The sequence below is a fragment of the Kitasatospora sp. NPDC088779 genome (assembly GCF_040685395.1).
Lineage (GTDB): Bacteria > Actinomycetota > Actinomycetes > Streptomycetales > Streptomycetaceae > Kitasatospora.
Window position 1 is genome coordinate 50,562 of the sequence record NZ_JBFBHW010000050.1, and the last position, 15,629, is coordinate 66,190.

General features: G+C 71.2%; 10 protein-coding genes. 5 read left to right on the forward strand and 5 right to left on the reverse strand.

What is annotated here, in order from left to right:
- Positions 1 to 526 precede the first annotated feature (526 nt).
- Both AB0P03_RS32845 and AB0P03_RS32850 read left to right on the forward strand, forming a co-directional pair.
- A complete protein-coding gene (locus AB0P03_RS32845) occupies positions 527 to 3,046 on the forward strand; it encodes an ATP-dependent Clp protease ATP-binding subunit (protein WP_350878400.1) in 2,520 nt (839 codons plus the stop codon).
- Between the two features lie 341 nt (positions 3,047 to 3,387).
- Positions 3,388 to 5,745, forward strand: coding sequence for an immune inhibitor A domain-containing protein (locus AB0P03_RS32850; protein ID WP_363632232.1), 2,358 nt, complete (start codon positions 3,388 to 3,390; stop codon positions 5,743 to 5,745).
- A 99-nt stretch (positions 5,746 to 5,844) separates the two neighbouring features.
- On the opposite strand, the gene AB0P03_RS32855 is transcribed toward AB0P03_RS32850, so the two are convergent.
- On the reverse strand, positions 5,845 to 7,038 hold the full coding sequence (locus tag AB0P03_RS32855; protein WP_363632233.1) for a beta-eliminating lyase-related protein: 1,194 nt from the start codon (positions 7,036 to 7,038) through the stop codon (positions 5,845 to 5,847).
- A gap of 373 nt (positions 7,039 to 7,411) precedes the next feature.
- Between AB0P03_RS32855 and AB0P03_RS32860 the strand changes: the two genes are divergently transcribed.
- Positions 7,412 to 8,332, forward strand: a complete 921-nt coding sequence (locus AB0P03_RS32860; RefSeq protein ID WP_363589017.1) for a M23 family metallopeptidase — start codon at positions 7,412 to 7,414, stop codon at positions 8,330 to 8,332.
- 36 nt (positions 8,333 to 8,368) lie between these two features.
- Here AB0P03_RS32860 and AB0P03_RS32865 read toward each other — a convergent pair whose 3' ends face one another.
- Positions 8,369 to 9,004 carry a helix-turn-helix domain-containing protein gene (locus tag AB0P03_RS32865; RefSeq protein WP_363589019.1) on the reverse strand — a complete coding sequence of 212 codons (636 nt, stop codon included), beginning with the start codon at positions 9,002 to 9,004 and terminating at the stop codon, positions 8,369 to 8,371.
- 219 nt (positions 9,005 to 9,223) lie between these two features.
- Between AB0P03_RS32865 and AB0P03_RS32870 the strand changes: the two genes are divergently transcribed.
- Complete coding sequence (locus AB0P03_RS32870; protein ID WP_363589021.1) at positions 9,224 to 10,825, forward strand: MDR family MFS transporter; 1,602 nt, start codon at positions 9,224 to 9,226, stop codon at positions 10,823 to 10,825.
- Between the two features lie 71 nt (positions 10,826 to 10,896).
- On the opposite strand, the gene AB0P03_RS32875 is transcribed toward AB0P03_RS32870, so the two are convergent.
- Positions 10,897 to 11,772 carry an A/G-specific adenine glycosylase gene (locus AB0P03_RS32875; RefSeq protein WP_363589027.1) on the reverse strand — a complete coding sequence of 292 codons (876 nt, stop codon included), beginning with the start codon at positions 11,770 to 11,772 and terminating at the stop codon, positions 10,897 to 10,899.
- 266 nt (positions 11,773 to 12,038) lie between these two features.
- On the opposite strand from AB0P03_RS32875, the gene AB0P03_RS32880 reads away from it, so the two are divergent.
- On the forward strand, positions 12,039 to 12,911 hold the full coding sequence (locus AB0P03_RS32880; RefSeq protein ID WP_363589023.1) for a hypothetical protein: 873 nt from the start codon (positions 12,039 to 12,041) through the stop codon (positions 12,909 to 12,911).
- Between the two features lie 225 nt (positions 12,912 to 13,136).
- On the opposite strand, the gene disA is transcribed toward AB0P03_RS32880, so the two are convergent.
- Both disA and AB0P03_RS32890 read right to left on the reverse strand, forming a co-directional pair.
- Entirely contained in the window at positions 13,137 to 14,195 is a 1,059-nt protein-coding gene (gene disA, locus AB0P03_RS32885) for a DNA integrity scanning diadenylate cyclase DisA (RefSeq protein WP_063351299.1), read from the reverse strand.
- 201 nt (positions 14,196 to 14,396) lie between these two features.
- On the reverse strand, positions 14,397 to 15,629 hold a 1,233-nt coding region (locus tag AB0P03_RS32890; protein ID WP_363632235.1), incomplete at its 5' end, for a magnesium chelatase domain-containing protein.

Sequence of the window (15,629 nt, forward strand, 5' to 3'; positions counted from 1 at the left end):
CAGGGCCACCGGTACCGGGGGGCGTCCGGGGCGCGGGTTCGGGCGGCGGAACAATCACGAGCTGTGCAACGCTGTAAGGGCGAAGCGGTAACGCCGGCACCACCGGGCGGCGTGCCTGCCGCACCGGCCGTGCCGAACCGCCGTCGCCGCGACGCGACTTCTCGCCAGGCGAACACCGCCACCGCGGAAACTGCGCGAGAAGCGCCCCGATACCGGGTATGAATGCAGGTGGACGGGTTCTTCGACCCGTCCAGGGGCAGTATGCGTGACCGGCCGGAGACGGCCCGGCTCCGCCCCGGCGGCTCTTGTTCGCCGATGGCGTAGCGGTATCCGGTGCATCCGGGCCACCTGTGGGAACACCGTTTCCCAGCATCAGGTTGGGATTGGTGTCGGCTGGTCGCGCAGCATCTCGCTCCCGTACCGGGGAGTGAATCCGTGGGCCGCGCCGCTGAGCGGGACTAGCATGCGGAAGGACAGGGCGGGGACCGACCCCGAACTGCCCGACCGCTCTGAGGAGCGATAAACGATGTTCGAGAGGTTCACCGACCGCGCGCGGCGGGTTGTCGTCCTGGCTCAGGAAGAAGCCCGGATGCTCAACCACAACTACATCGGCACCGAGCACATCCTCCTGGGTCTGATCCACGAGGGCGAGGGCGTCGCCGCCAAGGCCCTGGAGAGCCTCGGGATTTCCCTTGAGGCCGTGCGCCAGCAGGTCGAGGAGATCATCGGCCAGGGGCAGCAGGCCCCGTCCGGCCACATTCCCTTCACCCCGCGGGCGAAGAAGGTCCTGGAGCTGTCGCTCCGGGAGGCGCTGCAGCTCGGCCACAACTACATCGGCACCGAGCACATCCTGCTCGGTCTGATCCGCGAGGGCGAGGGCGTCGCCGCCCAGGTCCTGGTCAAGCTGGGCGCCGACCTCAACCGGGTGCGCCAGCAGGTCATCCAGCTGCTCTCCGGCTACCAGACCGGCGGCGGCAAGGAGTCGGCCACGGCCGGCGGGCCCGCCGAGGGCACCCCGTCGACCTCGCTGGTCCTGGACCAGTTCGGCCGCAACCTCACCCAGGCCGCCCGCGAGGCCAAGCTCGACCCGGTCATCGGGCGCGAGAAGGAGATCGAGCGGGTCATGCAGGTGCTGTCCCGCCGCACCAAGAACAACCCGGTCCTGATCGGCGAGCCCGGCGTGGGCAAGACCGCCGTGGTCGAGGGCCTGGCGCAGGCGATCGTCAAGGGCGAGGTCCCGGAGACGCTCAAGGACAAGCAGCTCTACACGCTGGACCTGGGCGCCCTGGTGGCCGGCTCGCGCTACCGCGGTGACTTCGAGGAGCGCCTGAAGAAGGTGCTCAAGGAGATCCGCACCCGCGGCGACATCATCCTGTTCATCGACGAGCTGCACACCCTGGTCGGCGCGGGCGCCGCCGAGGGCGCCATCGACGCCGCCAGCATCCTCAAGCCGATGCTGGCCCGCGGCGAGCTGCAGACCATCGGTGCGACCACCCTGGACGAGTACCGCAAGCACCTGGAGAAGGACGCCGCGCTGGAGCGCCGCTTCCAGCCGATCCAGGTCGCCGAGCCGTCGCTGCCGCACACCATCGAGATCCTCAAGGGTCTGCGCGACCGCTACGAGGCCCACCACCGGGTCTCCATCACGGACTCCGCGCTGGTCGCCGCCGCCACCCTGGCCGACCGCTACATCTCGGACCGCTTCCTGCCGGACAAGGCGATCGACCTGATCGACGAGGCCGGCTCCCGAATGCGCATCCGCCGGATGACCGCGCCGCCGGACCTGCGCGAGTTCGACGAGAAGATCGCCGACGTGCGCCGCGAGAAGGAGAGCGCGATCGACGCGCAGGACTTCGAGAAGGCCGCGTCCCTGCGCGACGACGAGAAGCAGCTCCTTCAGGCCAAGGCCAAGCGCGAGAAGGAGTGGAAGGCCGGCGACATGGACGTCGTCGCGGAGGTCAACGAGGAGCTCATCGCCGAGGTCCTGGCCACCGCCACCGGCATCCCGGTCTTCAAGCTGACCGAGGAGGAGACCTCGCGGCTGCTGCGCATGGAGGACGAGCTGCACAAGCGCGTCATCGGCCAGAAGGACGCCATCAAGGCGCTCTCCCAGGCCATCCGGCGCACCCGTGCGGGCCTCAAGGACCCGAAGCGCCCCGGCGGCTCGTTCATCTTCGCCGGCCCGTCCGGCGTCGGTAAGACCGAGCTGTCCAAGACGCTCGCCGAGTTCCTCTTCGGCGACGAGGACGCGCTGATCGCTCTCGACATGTCCGAGTTCTCCGAGAAGCACACCGTCTCCCGGCTCTTCGGTTCGCCCCCCGGGTACGTGGGCTACGAGGAGGGCGGCCAGCTGACCGAGAAGGTCCGCCGCAAGCCGTTCTCCGTCGTCCTCTTCGACGAGGTCGAGAAGGCCCACCCGGACATCTTCAACTCGCTGCTGCAGATCCTGGAGGACGGTCGCCTGACCGACTCCCAGGGCCGCGTGGTCGACTTCAAGAACACCGTCATCATCATGACGACCAACCTCGGCACCCGGGACATCTCCAAGGGCTTCAACCTGGGCTTCGCGGCCACGGGTGACTCCACGACCGGGTACGAGCGGATGAAGGCGAAGGTCGGCGAGGAGCTCAAGCAGCACTTCCGCCCCGAGTTCCTGAACCGCGTCGACGACATCGTGGTGTTCCACCAGCTGTCCGAGGAAGACATCATCCAGATCGTCGACCTGATGATCGAGAAGGTGGACGGCCGCCTCAAGGACAAGGACATGGGCCTGGAGCTCAGCGTCGAGGCCAAGAAGCTGCTGGCCAAGCGCGGCTACGACCCGATCCTGGGCGCCCGGCCGCTGCGCCGCACCATCCAGCGCGAGATCGAGGACCACCTCTCCGAGAAGATCCTCTTCGGCGAGCTGCGGGCCGGCCACATCGTGGTCGTCGGTGTCGAGGGTGAGGGCAAGGAGGCCAAGTTCACCTTCCGCGGTGAGGAGAAGTCGGCCGTCGCGGACACCCCGGCCGCGGTCGCCTCGTCCGGCCCGGACCTGACGAAGTAGCAACATTTAACAGACAACTTCACAGCTACCGAGCCCCCGGCGTCCGCGCCGGGGGCTCGGCGCGTTCCGGCCGGCCGGACCGGGGGCGCCCGTGGACGAGGGCGGATGGCCTCGCGGCGGGCTGGTGCGGGTGCGTCCGATTTCTCAGTAAGCTTTAACGGACATACGGTTGACATATGGTCAGCTGATCGGAAGTTGCGCAGGATAGCGCCGTGGCCATGTCATGGTCAAGGGCTATCTTTTCTGTCCACGCTTGTATCAAATGACGTCCACCTGTCTTTCATTTTGGTTTGCCGGGCTTTGGCCAAGAGCTGGCCCCGGTCGGGGAGGACGTCAGAACGTTGAAGAACATCAGGAGATCCGCTGCGGCTGCCACGGCCGCAGCGGTCATAGTCACGCTCGGCGCGGGCCTGTTCCCGGCCACCGCCGTCGCCGCGGGCTCGGCTCCCGCACCCAGGGACCCGGCCGACGCCGTCCAGTCCGCCAACATCGAGCACAACCTGCCGGGCCCGCTGACCGAGAAGGTCGAGGCCGAGCAGAAGGCCGCCACCGAGCAGCTGATCGCGGGCACCGCCCAGGTCGAGCAGCACAACGGCAGCAGCAGCATCAAGCTGGGCAAGGACAAGTACGTGGAGCTCGGTCGCGAGCGCACGGACAAGATCTTCACCATCCTCGTCGACTTCGGCGACCAGGTGGACAACACCACCAAGACCGAAGACGGCAAGGTCATGTACGGCGGTGAGCCCGGCCCGAAGCACAACGAGATCGAGAAGCCGGACCGCGCCAACGACAACTCGACCGCCTGGCAGGCCGACTACAACCAGCAGCACTTCCAGGAGCTGTACTTCTCCAAGGACAAGCCCTCGCTGAAGACCTTCTACGAGAAGCAGTCCTCGGGCCGCTACTCGGTCGACGGCGTGGTCTCGGACTGGGTGCGGGTGCCGTGGAACGAGGCCCGGTACGGCTCGGACTACTGCGGCTCCAACGTCTGCGACAGCGCCCAGGACCTGATCCGCGACGCCGTGGACATCTGGTACAAGGACCAGCTGGCCAAGGGGCAGACCAAGGAGCAGCTCAAGGCCACCCTGGCGTCGTACGACCAGTGGGACCGCTACGGCTCCCACAACGACGGGAACTTCAACCAGCCCGACGGGTACATCGACCACTTCCAGATCGTGCACGCCGGCGAGGACAAGTCGGCCGGCGGCGGCAAGCAGGGCAGCAAGGCCCTGTGGGCCCACCGCGCGTACGCCTACGGCAACCTGAACGGCCAGGCGGGCCCGGCCGACAACAAGCTCGGCGGCGTCCAGGTCGGCGACTCCGGCTTCTGGATCGGCGACTACACGATGCAGCCGGAGAACGGCGGCCTCGGCGTCTTCGCCCACGAGTACGGCCACGACCTCGGTCTGCCGGACCTCTACGACACCGCCGGCACCGGCATCGACAACTCGGTCGGCTTCTGGTCGCTGATGTCCTCCGGTTCCTGGCTCGGCGAGGGCAAGGGCGCCATCGGCGACATGCCGAACGACCTCGACGCCTGGAGCAAGCTCAAGCTCGGCTGGCTGAAGTTCGACAAGGCCAAGGCCGGCACCGAGTCGACCCACCACATCGGCCCGGTCGAGTACAACAGCAGCCTCCCGCAGGCCCTGGTCGTCGAGCTGCCGAAGAAGACCATCCCCACCGACATCAACAAGCCCGCTTCGGGCAAGAGCGAGTGGTGGAGCGGCAGCGACGACAACCTGAACGTCACGCTCACCCGTGACATCGACCTGACCGGCAAGACCAAGGCCAGCCTGAACGCCAAGGCCTGGTACGAGCTGGAGGCGAACTTCGACTACGCCTTCGCCGAGGTCTCCACCGACGGCGGCACCAACTGGACCGCCCTGGACGGCACCTGGAACGGCAAGCCGATCACGAAGGACGCCGGCGGCCGCGCGGCCCTCACCGGTCTCACCGCCGCCTGGGGCGACGTGTCCTTCTCGCTGGACGCCTACGCCGGCAAGGCCGTCAAGGTCCGCTTCCACAACACCACCGACGGTGGCCTGCACTACCGCGGCTTCGCCGTCGACGACATCTCGGTGACCGCCGACGGTTCGACGGTCTTCAGCGACGACGTCGAGAACGGTGACAACGGCTGGGTGGCCAAGGGCTTCACCCGCTTCGCCGGCAGCTACACCAAGGACTACGGGCAGTACTACATCGCGGAGAACCGCCAGTACGTCTCCTTCGACCAGACCCTGAAGACCGGCCCGTACAACTTCGGCTGGGGCAACAGCCGGCCGAAGTGGGTCGAGTACTACCCGTACCAGCCCGGTCTGCTGATCTGGTTCTGGGACGAGTCGCAGCCCAACAACAACGTCAGCGCCCACCCGGGCCACGGTCTGATCCTGCCGATCGACTCGCACCCGACCCCGCTCAAGTGGAGCGACGGCGCCCTGCTGCGTCCGCGCATGCAGGGTTACGACTCGACCTTCGGCTCGCGCAAGACCAGCCAGCTGACCCTGCACAAGAACGGCGTCGAGACGGTCGTCCCGAAGGCCAAGGGCGTCGACGAGTTCTCGGACCTGAAGTCGTGGTGGTCCAAGGACAACCCGTACAGCGGCGTGGACGTCCCGAAGACCGGTACCAGCATCGAGGTCGAGAACGAGTCCTCGAACTACCTGGAGACCTGGATCCGGGTCCGCCCGGTCGACAACTGATCGGTCGAGCAGTAGCGATCAGCCTGTGACCAGGCGGTTCTGACCCACCACGTCCGGCCCGTCCCCGCATCGCGCGGGGGCGGGCCGGACGCTTTCCGGTCAGGCCCCGCTGCGGCTCCCACCGGCCCCGGCGCCCCGGGCCGGCAGCCGGTCCAGGAAGGCGGCGGCCGCCTCGGCGACGTCCGCCGCCGTCCAGTCGAGCGCGGACGCCGACACCGTGACCTCGGTCATCGCCAGGCCCGGCAGGTCCCGCTCGCGCCAGCCGCCGAACAGGGCGACCCCGGTCTCCTCGGCCAGCCCCAGCCCGGCCTCGTCCAACTCCCCGGCGGCGTACGGCAGCCAGAACTGGAACTGGTGGGTGTGCGGCGGGGCCGGGTGCACCCGGGCGCCCGGGACCGCCGCGAAGGCCGCGTCCAGCGCCTCGGCGACCACCTTGGCGTGCGTCACGTACCGCTCCAGCAGCGGGAGTCGGGCGTCCAGCCCGGCCAGCGCGGCGAGAGCCGCCGGCCACTGCTGGTAGAGCTGGCCGCCGTACCGGTGCCGCCAGGCCCTGGCGGTGCGGACGAAGCCCCGCGAACCGGCCAGCGCGGCGCCGCTGATGCCGCCGAGCGTCTTGTAGAAGGACACGTAGACCGAGTCGGCCAGCGCGACGATCTCCGGCAGCGGGTGCCCGAGGTGGAACACCGACTCCCAGATCCGGGCACCGTCCAGGTGCAGGGCCGCGCCGCACTCCTCCCGGACGACCCCGGCCAGCGCCGCCAGCGCCGCCCAGTCGGGCAGCACGAAGCCGGCCTCGCGCAGCGGCAGCTCCAGGCTGAGCGCGGCGTACGGCTCGTCGAAGGAGCGCAGTTCCTCGACGGTGGGCTGGCGCGGGGCCATGGTCGGCCAGACGCTGCGCAGGCCGGTCAGCACGCCGAGCGCGTGCCGCTCGTGCTGGTCGGTGTGGGCCAGCGGGTGGGTCGCGACGGTGCGCAGCCCGGCCGCCTCGGCGTGGATCCGCAGGGCGACCTGCTGGGCCATGGTGCCGGTGGGGAAGAAGGCCGCGTCCTCGGTGCCGAGCAGGTCGGCGACCGTGCGTTCGAGGGTGCGGACCACGCCGTCGCCGTACTGGTCCGGGCGGTGGTCCAGGTCATGGCCGCCGCCCTCCCCCGCGAGGGCGGCGAGGCGTTCGCGCATGCTCTGCGGCCGGTCGCCGGACAGGATCCGCTCGCAGCCGCGCAGGGCGGCGAAGCGGCGGTCCGGCAGGCTCGGGCGGTCATTGCCGTCGAGGTCTTCGCTCCTGTTGCCATACATGCGTCGATGGTCCCCCAGCGGGCCCGCCAGGTCAGCGGGGCGGACGGCGGAAAGGGGTGCGCGGCCGACCCAAACCCCGGACGGGCATGGCGCTGGTCACACCGGCCGGGCTCCCGTCGGGCGCGGTACGACCGGCGGTAGTAGCCCGGCCGCGGGCGCGGGCGGCCCGCCACAGGCCGGTGGTAGACGATCGGATCTCATGATCATTACTCCGTCAGCTTGAATCTCCGGCGCGACGCTGACTACACGCCGTAGTACGTCACGCCGTTTGGGACTCCGCTCGGTGACCGTTACACCTGAGTGGTCCCCCGCTCAGCACGCGCCCGAACGGGCACTTCGTGCTGCCCTCGTCCACCGTGAGGTACGGCTACCGATGTCCTCTGTCCCGCCCGTGGGGCCGGTCCTGCGCCGGCTCGCCGCCCGAACGGCGGCCCAGGCGGCGGCCTGGCAGCCCCGGCTCGGCCATGCCGCCCGCACCCATGCCGCGCCGCTGCGCGCGCTCGCCGCGCCCCGGCACCCGCTGCCCGGCGGGCACCCGCAGGCCGAACGGGAGCGCGCGGTGGTCGCCGCCGGGGCGGCCGCGGTGCTGCTCGCCGGCGCACTGCTGGTGGCCGCGCCCGGCAGCGCCTCGGCGCAGACCGTCCGGCCCACCACGCCCGGCAGCTCGGCCTTCACCGCGCCGCAGGCCGCCGTGCCCAGCCCGGGGCTGGTCCAGGTGGCCGGGCCGAGCCCGTACCGGCTGCCGAACGACGGCGACTCGGCGCAGGAGTTCGTGGCGGTGGCCGCCAACCTGCTGCCGGTGGAGCCGCCCGTCGCCGACGCGCCGGCCGAGGCCCCCGCGACGGAGCCCGAGGCCGCGCCCGCACCGGAGCCCGCTCCGGCTCCGGAGTGGTCGGCCCCGGTGCCGGACGCGCCGACCAGCAACCCGTACGGGGTGGCCAACTCCGAGTACGCCGCCGGGTACCACACCGGGGTGGACTTCGCGGTCGACCCGGGCACGCCGCTGCTGGCGGTCGGGAACGCGACCGTGGTGTCGGCCGGCTGGGACGGCTCGTACGGCAAGGAGGTCGTGCTGCGGCTGGAGGACGGGCACTACGCGCAGTACGCGCACCTGTCCTCGCTCGGGGTCTCGCCGGGGGAGCAGGTGTCGGCGGGCGAGCAGATCGGGCGGTCCGGGAGCACCGGCAACTCGACCGGACCCCACCTGCACTTCGAGATCCGCACCAGCAACCGCTACGGCGCGGTGGTGAACCCGATCGCGTACCTCGCGGGGCACGGCGTCACCGCGTTCTGAGCCCGGCCCCAGCCACCGGTCCGCCCGCCCGTCCGCTCAGGAGTGGGCGGGGGCCGGGTGGCCGATCCGGCCGCCGATCTCCAGCGCGACCTCCCGGGCCGCCCCGATCGCCTCCTCCAGGGTGGCCGCCGGCGGCGAGGACTCGCCCCACACGTTGTCGCCGTGGTCGCAGTCCGCGGCGTCCTGCTTGAGCAGGAACATCGCCGAGTGGACGGTGAACAGCGACATCGTGGCGCGCAGCCGCTCCCGGAAGTCGGCGTCCGGCCCGTGCACCAGCTGGATCATCGTGATCATGCGGTCCTTGAACGCCAGCCCGGCCGCGGACTCGCGCAGCGCGGGCTGGTTCTCGTGGAAGAAGCGCAGCAGCGGCGCCCGCTCGGCCATCCCGTCGGCGAAGCGGCGGATCAGCTCGTCGCGCATCTCCGGGCTCCAGGACTGCTGCCGGCCCCACGCGATGGTCTCGTCGATCGGCGCGGCCATCCGCTCCACGATGCCCAGGACGATGTCGTCCTTGGTCTTGAAGTGGTAGTAGAGCGCGGCCTTGGTGACACCGAGGCGGTCGGCGATCTCGCGCAGCGAGGTCTGCTCGTAGCCCTGCTCGGAGAAGAGCTCCAGGGACACCTCGATGATGCGGGACCGCGTGTCGCTGCGGGGGCTGTGCGGAGTGCCCATGGCCTGCCTCATGAGTGCGTCGGTGACTGCTGCGGACCCCGGTGGCGTCCGCCCCGGGCCCATTCTCCCTGCCCAGGCAGCCGGGCGGGAAACTGGCTTGACGACCGGCTAGTAAACAACTTACCGTGCCGACGGTCCACAAACTAGCCGGGCGTCAAGTAAGTGACTCACTGCGCGGCCTCCGCCCGTCCGAAAAACCCCTCCGGGAGACACCACCTCATGTCACAGTCCAAGACCACCGGCCCGGTACCGGAGGAGAAGTCAGCCGAGGAGGAGCAGCCGCGGTCGCCCCGCGAGATCCGCCTCGTCATGGTCGGCCTGGTCGTCACCATGCTGCTGGCCATGCTCGACAACCTGATCGTCGGCACCGCGATGCCGACCATCGTCGGCGACCTCGGCGGCGCCGAGCACCTGTCCTGGGTCGTCACCTCGTACACCCTGGCCACCGCCGCCTCCACCCCGATCTGGGGCAAGCTCGGCGACCTCTACGGCCGCAAGGGCACCTTCCTCACCTCGATCGTGATCTTCCTGGTGGGCTCGGCGCTGTCCGGCCTGTCGCAGAACATGAACGAGCTGATCGGCTTCCGCGCCCTCCAGGGCCTGGGCGCCGGCGGTCTGATGGTCGGCGTCATGTCGATCATGGGTGCGCTGGTCGCGCCGCGTGACCGCGGCAAGTACCAGGGCATGTTCGCCGCGGTCATGGCCCTCGCCACCATCGGCGGCCCGCTGGTCGGCGGCTTCATCACCGACCACCTGAGCTGGCACTGGACCTTCTACATCAACCTGCCGCTCGGCGTGATCGCACTCGCCGTGGTCGTCGTCACCCTGAAGCTGCCGAAGGTCCGCAACAACGCCCGGATCGACTACTGGGGCGCCATCCTGCTCACGACGGGCATCACCTCGCTCGTCCTGATCACCACCTGGGGCGGCCAGCAGTACGACTGGGGCTCCAAGCAGATCCTGGGCCTCGCCGCGCTCGCCGCCGCGACGCTGATCGCCTTCTGCTACGTCGAGCAGCGGGTGCAGGAGCCGATGCTGCCGCTGAGCCTGTTCAAGAACCTGAACTTCACCCTGGTCTCGATCATCGGCTTCATCGTCGGCTTCGTGATGTTCGGCTCGACCGTCTTCCTGCCGCTCTACCAGCAGATCGTCCAGGGCGCCTCGGCCACCAACTCCGGCCTGCTGCTGATGCCGATGATGTTCGGCATGCTGGTCGTCTCGCTGGTGGTCGGCCAGGCCGTCACCAAGACCGGCAAGTACCGGATATTCCCGATCATCGGCACCATCGTGATGACCGTCGGCATGGTGCTGCTCTCCACCATGGGCACCACGACCAGCAGCTTCACCTCCGCCTGCTGGATGGTCGTGCTCGGCGCCGGCATGGGCTTCCTGATGCAGATCACCATGCTGGTCGCGCAGAACAGCGTCGAGCTCAAGGACATGGGCGTGGCCAGCTCCACCGCCACCCTGTTCCGCACCATCGGCGGTTCCTTCGGTGTCGCGCTGTTCGGCGCCCTGTTCAACAACCGGGTCACCGACACCATGAAGGAGCGGTTGGGCGACCACGCGGCGGCCGGCGGCGGCGTGAAGGACCCGGGCCAGATGAGCCCGGCGGACCTGCGCAAGCTCCCCGAGAACATCCAGGACGCCTACCACCACGCGGTATCCAACGGCATGCACACCGTCTTCCTGTGGGGTGCCGGGGTGGCCGTGGTCGCGATCGCCGCCGCGGTGTTCATGCGCGAGGTGCCGCTGCGCGGCACCGGCACGGGCAAGGCGGACAAGTCCGCCGAGGCCTCGCTGGAGGCGGCGGCCGTCTGACCGCCCTCCCGCCGACACGACGGCGCCCCCGGAGGACTCCTCCGGGGGCGCCGTCCCGCGTTCGTGGCCGACTACTGGGGAAGCCGGTAGACGCCCTGCTCGACGGGCTCCACCAGGCCGTCCGCGACCAGGCCGTCCAGCGCCCGGGCCCGCTGCACCGCGTCCGGCCAGACCGCGTCCAGCCGGGCCTGCGGCACCGAGCCGTGCGACTCCCGCAGCACCGCGAGCAGCTTGCCGCGCACCTGCCGGTCCGTCCCCTCGTAGGTCTGGCCGCGCCGGGCCGGGCCCTCGTACGGCGGGCGGCCGGCCCGCTGCCAGGCGCAGTGGGCGAACAGCGGGCAGCCCCCGCACTCCGGGCCGCGCGCGGTGCAGACCAGCGCGCCCAGCTCCATCACGCCGACCGCCCAGGTGGCCGCGGTCTCGGCGTCGTCGGGCAGCAGCGCCGTCGCCGTCCGGCGCTCGGCGGCCGTGGTGGCCTGGGCCGGGTACTCGACACCGGACACCGCGCGGGCGAACACCCGGCGGACGTTGGTGTCCAGCACCACATGCCGCTGGCGGAAGGCGAAGGAGGCGACCGCGGCGGCCGTGTACTCCCCCACCCCGGGCAGCGAGAGCAGGGTGGCGTGGTCGTCCGGCACCTCGCCGCCGTGCTCCTCGGTGATCGCCACCGCGGCCGCGTGCAGCCGCAGCGCGCGGCGCGGGTAGCCGAGCCGGCCCCACATCCGGACCGCCTCGCCGGGCGCCTCGGCCGCGAGGTCGGCCGGGGTGGGCCAGCGGGTCAGCCACGCCTCCCAGGCGGGCAGCACCCGCTTCACCGGAGTCTGCTGGAGCATGAACTCGCTCACCATGATCGCCCAGGGCGTCGCCTCGGGCGTCCGCCAGGGGAGGTCGCGCTTGTCGGCCTCGTACCAGTCGAGGACGGTCGCGTGCAGCAGCGGCAGGGGCATCGAAAGCCGGACGGCGTCCGGCGCGGCGCCTGCCGGGGGGACGGGGGCGGGGGTGACAGTGATGGCAGCCATGGCCCTTCGATCCTCCCATGTCGACGGGCGCGACCGAAGCGGAGAAAAGAACTCCGGATATCCCTGCGGATCTCCCGGAGAACCACCGCTTCGAAGCTCCCTCGAACGGCGCAAATGGCGGATCATGTGAAGGAAGGGGCGACTGTGCGGTGTTGGTGCGTCAAGCGGCACACACAGTCTCGTAGAGTTTGGGCGTGCCCTCTCTGCGTCAACCCGTGGGACCGCTGCCGGCCTCGATCTACTGGCGTCGGCGCGTCGTCGTGCTCGTCGCCGTCGCGGCGGTCGCCGCCCTGATCGCCTGGCTGATGATCGATCAGGACGGGGGCGGTGACGGCGGCTCATCGAGCAAGGCCGCGCAGGCCGTTCCGTCCCAGAGCCAGACCCCCGCCCAGTCCATCACACCCGGCGCGTCCCCGAGCGGCCCCGCGGCGCGCCCCGGCGGCGGCAGCGGCGGCAACGCGAGCGGCGGCCCGGTGGCCGGCTCCGGCGGCGGCGAGGTCAGCCTCAGCACCGGCGGCACCGGCGGCGGCGCCAACCCGGCTCCTGCCACCGGCGGGGGCACGGGTGGCGGTGCGGCGGCGGGCGGCGCCGCGGCCGGCGGTTCCGGCGGCTCGGGCGGCGGCGCCCCGGTGGTGAACACGCCCGAGGTGATGGCGCTTCCGGTCTGCGTCTCCTCGCAGGTCACCCTGGAGCTGGCCAGCGCGCAGAACTCGTACCAGCCCAAGGACAAGCCGCGGCTCTCGCTCACCGTGAAGAACGCCTCCGGCGCCAACTGCCGGGTGGACCTGGGCCGGACGGCCTCCGCGATCACCGTGACCGCCAGCAACGGCGACCGGGTCTGGTCCTCCGGCGACTGCCCGTCCGACCGCGGCAGCAGCTGGGTGCAGATCCCGGCCAACAACGGCCTGACCGAGACCTTCACCTGGGACCGCAGCCGCAGCAAGCCGCAGTGCGCCACCGCCGACCCGGCGCCCCCCGCGGCGGGCACCTACCTGGTGGTCGCCGACCTCACCGGGCTCTCCGGCGGCCAGGTCTCGGCGCGCTCCTCGATCCGCCTGGACAGCTGAGCCCCCTCGACTCGACTCGACTCGACTCGACTCGACTCGACTCGAAGCCCCCGGCCGACGCGGCCGGGGGCTTCGGCGTCTCATGGGCCGGCCAGCGTGCGCTGGTCGAGGTGCGTCGGTCGGGATGGCTCGGCGGGGGTGGACTCGGCGGGGGTGCGCGACGGCCCCCGGGGCGTTCCCCGGGGGCCGTGCGCGGCGGTGCGTCAGGCCGAACGTGGCGCCGGGTCAGACGTAGCGCTCCAGGATGGACGATTCGGCGAGCCGGGACAGGCCCTCGCGGACCGAGCGGGCCCGGGTCTCGCCGACGCCCTCGACCGTCTGCAGGTCGTCGATGCTGGCGGCGAGCAGCTTCTGCAGGCCGCCGAAGTGCTCGACCAGGCGCTCTATCACCGTGTTGGGCAGGCGCGGGATCTTCGCCAGCAGCCGGTAGCCGCGCGGCGAGACCGCCGAGTCCAGCGACTCCGGGGAGCCCGAGTAGCCGAGCGCCTTGGCGACCGTCTGAAGGTCCAGCAGCTCGGCGTGGGTGAGCGCCTCCAGGTCGGCCAGCACCTCGTTGACCGTCCGGCCCTTCTTGGCGGCCCGCTCCGGGAAGTAGTCCCGGGCGACCAGTTCGCGCTCCGGCTCCACGCCCGCGATCAGCTCGTCCAGCTGGAGCGAGAGCAGCCGGCCGTCGATGCCGAGCTCCAGCACGTAGCCGGCGATCTCGGTGGCGATCAGCCGGACCATCTCCAGCCGCTGGGCGACGGCGGTGACGTCCCGGACCGTCACCAGGTCCTCGATCTCCAGCGCGGACAGCGTGCCGGCCACCTCGTCCAGCCGCAGCTTGTAGCGCTCCAGGGTGGCCAGCGCCTGGTTGGCGCGGGACAGGACGGTGGTGGAGTCCTCCAGCACCCGGCGGGTGCCGTTGACGTACATCGCGATCAGCCGCATCGAGTGCGAGACCGCCACCACCGGGAAGCCGGTCTGCCGGTTGACCCGCTCCGCGGTGCGGTGGCGGGTGCCGGTCTCGTCGGTGGGGATGGTGGAGTCCGGCATCAGGTGCACGCCGGCCCGGACGATCTTGGTGATGTCCTTGTCCAGCACCACCGCGCCGTCCAGCTTGCACAGCTCGCGCAGCCGGGTCGCGGTGAACTCGACGTCCAGGACGAAGCCGCCGGTGCAGATCGACTCGACCGTCTTGTCGAAACCGAGCACGATCAGGCCGCCGGTGTTGGCCCGGAGCACCCGCTCCAGGCCGTCGCGCAGCCCCGTGCCGGGTGCGATGGCACTGAGGGAGGCCCGCAGCAGGGCCTCCTCACGGGAGGCCTTGTCCGCCCCCCGGTCGCTGGCTGCCACGTGACTCCTCCGGTCGACCCCGTGCCGCGCGCCTCGCGCCGTGCGCCGGTCCGCGGTCTGTTGCTCTGTCGCTCAGTACCGCTCGGTACTGCCTTCTGGCCAATGAGACTGGGGAAAGTCTAACTGCGTGCGGCATCGACAGGGCTTGGGTCAGCGCAGTTCGTCGGAGTCGAGCGGCTCCCAGCCCTCCATCAGCTCCTCCGGGTGCGCGACGACCCGGGCCGCGCGCGGGGCCGGCGGCGCCGACGGTGCCTCAGCACGCGGCTTGGCGGCGGCCCGGCGGCGGCCCGGGATGGCCCGCAGCGCCTCGCCGATGTCGGCCACCTCGACCACCTTCATGCCCGGCGGCACCTTGCCCGGATCCGGCGGGACGAGGGCGTGCGTGAAGCCCAGCCGGTGCGCCTCGGCCAGCCGCCGCTGCACCCCCGTCACCCGCCGTACCTCGCCCGCCAGGCCGACCTCACCGATCGCCACCAGGTTGCTGGGCAGCGGGGTGTCCGAGGAGGAGCTGGCCACCGCGAGCGCGATCGCGAGGTCGGCGGACGGCTCGCTCAGCTTCACCCCGCCCACCGTCGCGGTGTAGATGTCCTGCTTGCCGAGCTTCACCCCGCCGTGCCGCTCCACCACGGCCAGGATCATCGCGATCCGGGGCGACTCCAGGCCCGAGGTGGTGCGCCGCGGGGACGGGATCTGCGAATCCACCATCAGCGCCTGCACCTCCGCCACCAGCGGGCGCTTGCCCTCCAGGGTGACGGTGAGGCAGGTGCCCGGGACGGGCTTGTCACGCCTGGTCAGGAAGAGGCCGGACGGATCGGCCAGGCCGACGATGCCCTCGTCGTGCAGCTCGAAGCAGCCCACCTCGTCGGTGGCGCCGTAGCGGTTCTTGATCCCGCGGATGAGCCGCAGCCGGGCGTGCCGGTCCCCCTCGAAGCTGAGCACCACGTCCACCAGGTGCTCCAGCAGGCGCGGGCCGGCGATCTGGCCGTCCTTGGTGACGTGGCCGACCAGCAGCGTCGCCATGCCGCGCTCCTTGGACACCCGGATCAGCGCGCCCGCCACCTCGCGGACCTGGGCCGGACCGCCGGGGGCGCCGTCCAGCTCGGCGGAGGCGATGGTCTGCACCGAGTCCAGGATCAGCAGACCGGGGTTGACCGCGTCGATGTGCCCGAGCACCGCACCGAGGTCGGACTCGGCGGCGAGGTAGAGGTGCTCGGAGAGCGCGTTGATCCGGTCGGCGCGCAGCCGGACCTGACCGGCCGACTCCTCGCCGGTGACGTAGAGCGTGCGGTGCCGGTCGGGGGGGGGGGGGGGGGGCCCCCCCCCCCCCCGGGGGGGCGTTTCAACCCCCGCGGCCCCGCGCCCCCGGCCGACCGCCCCCCGCGC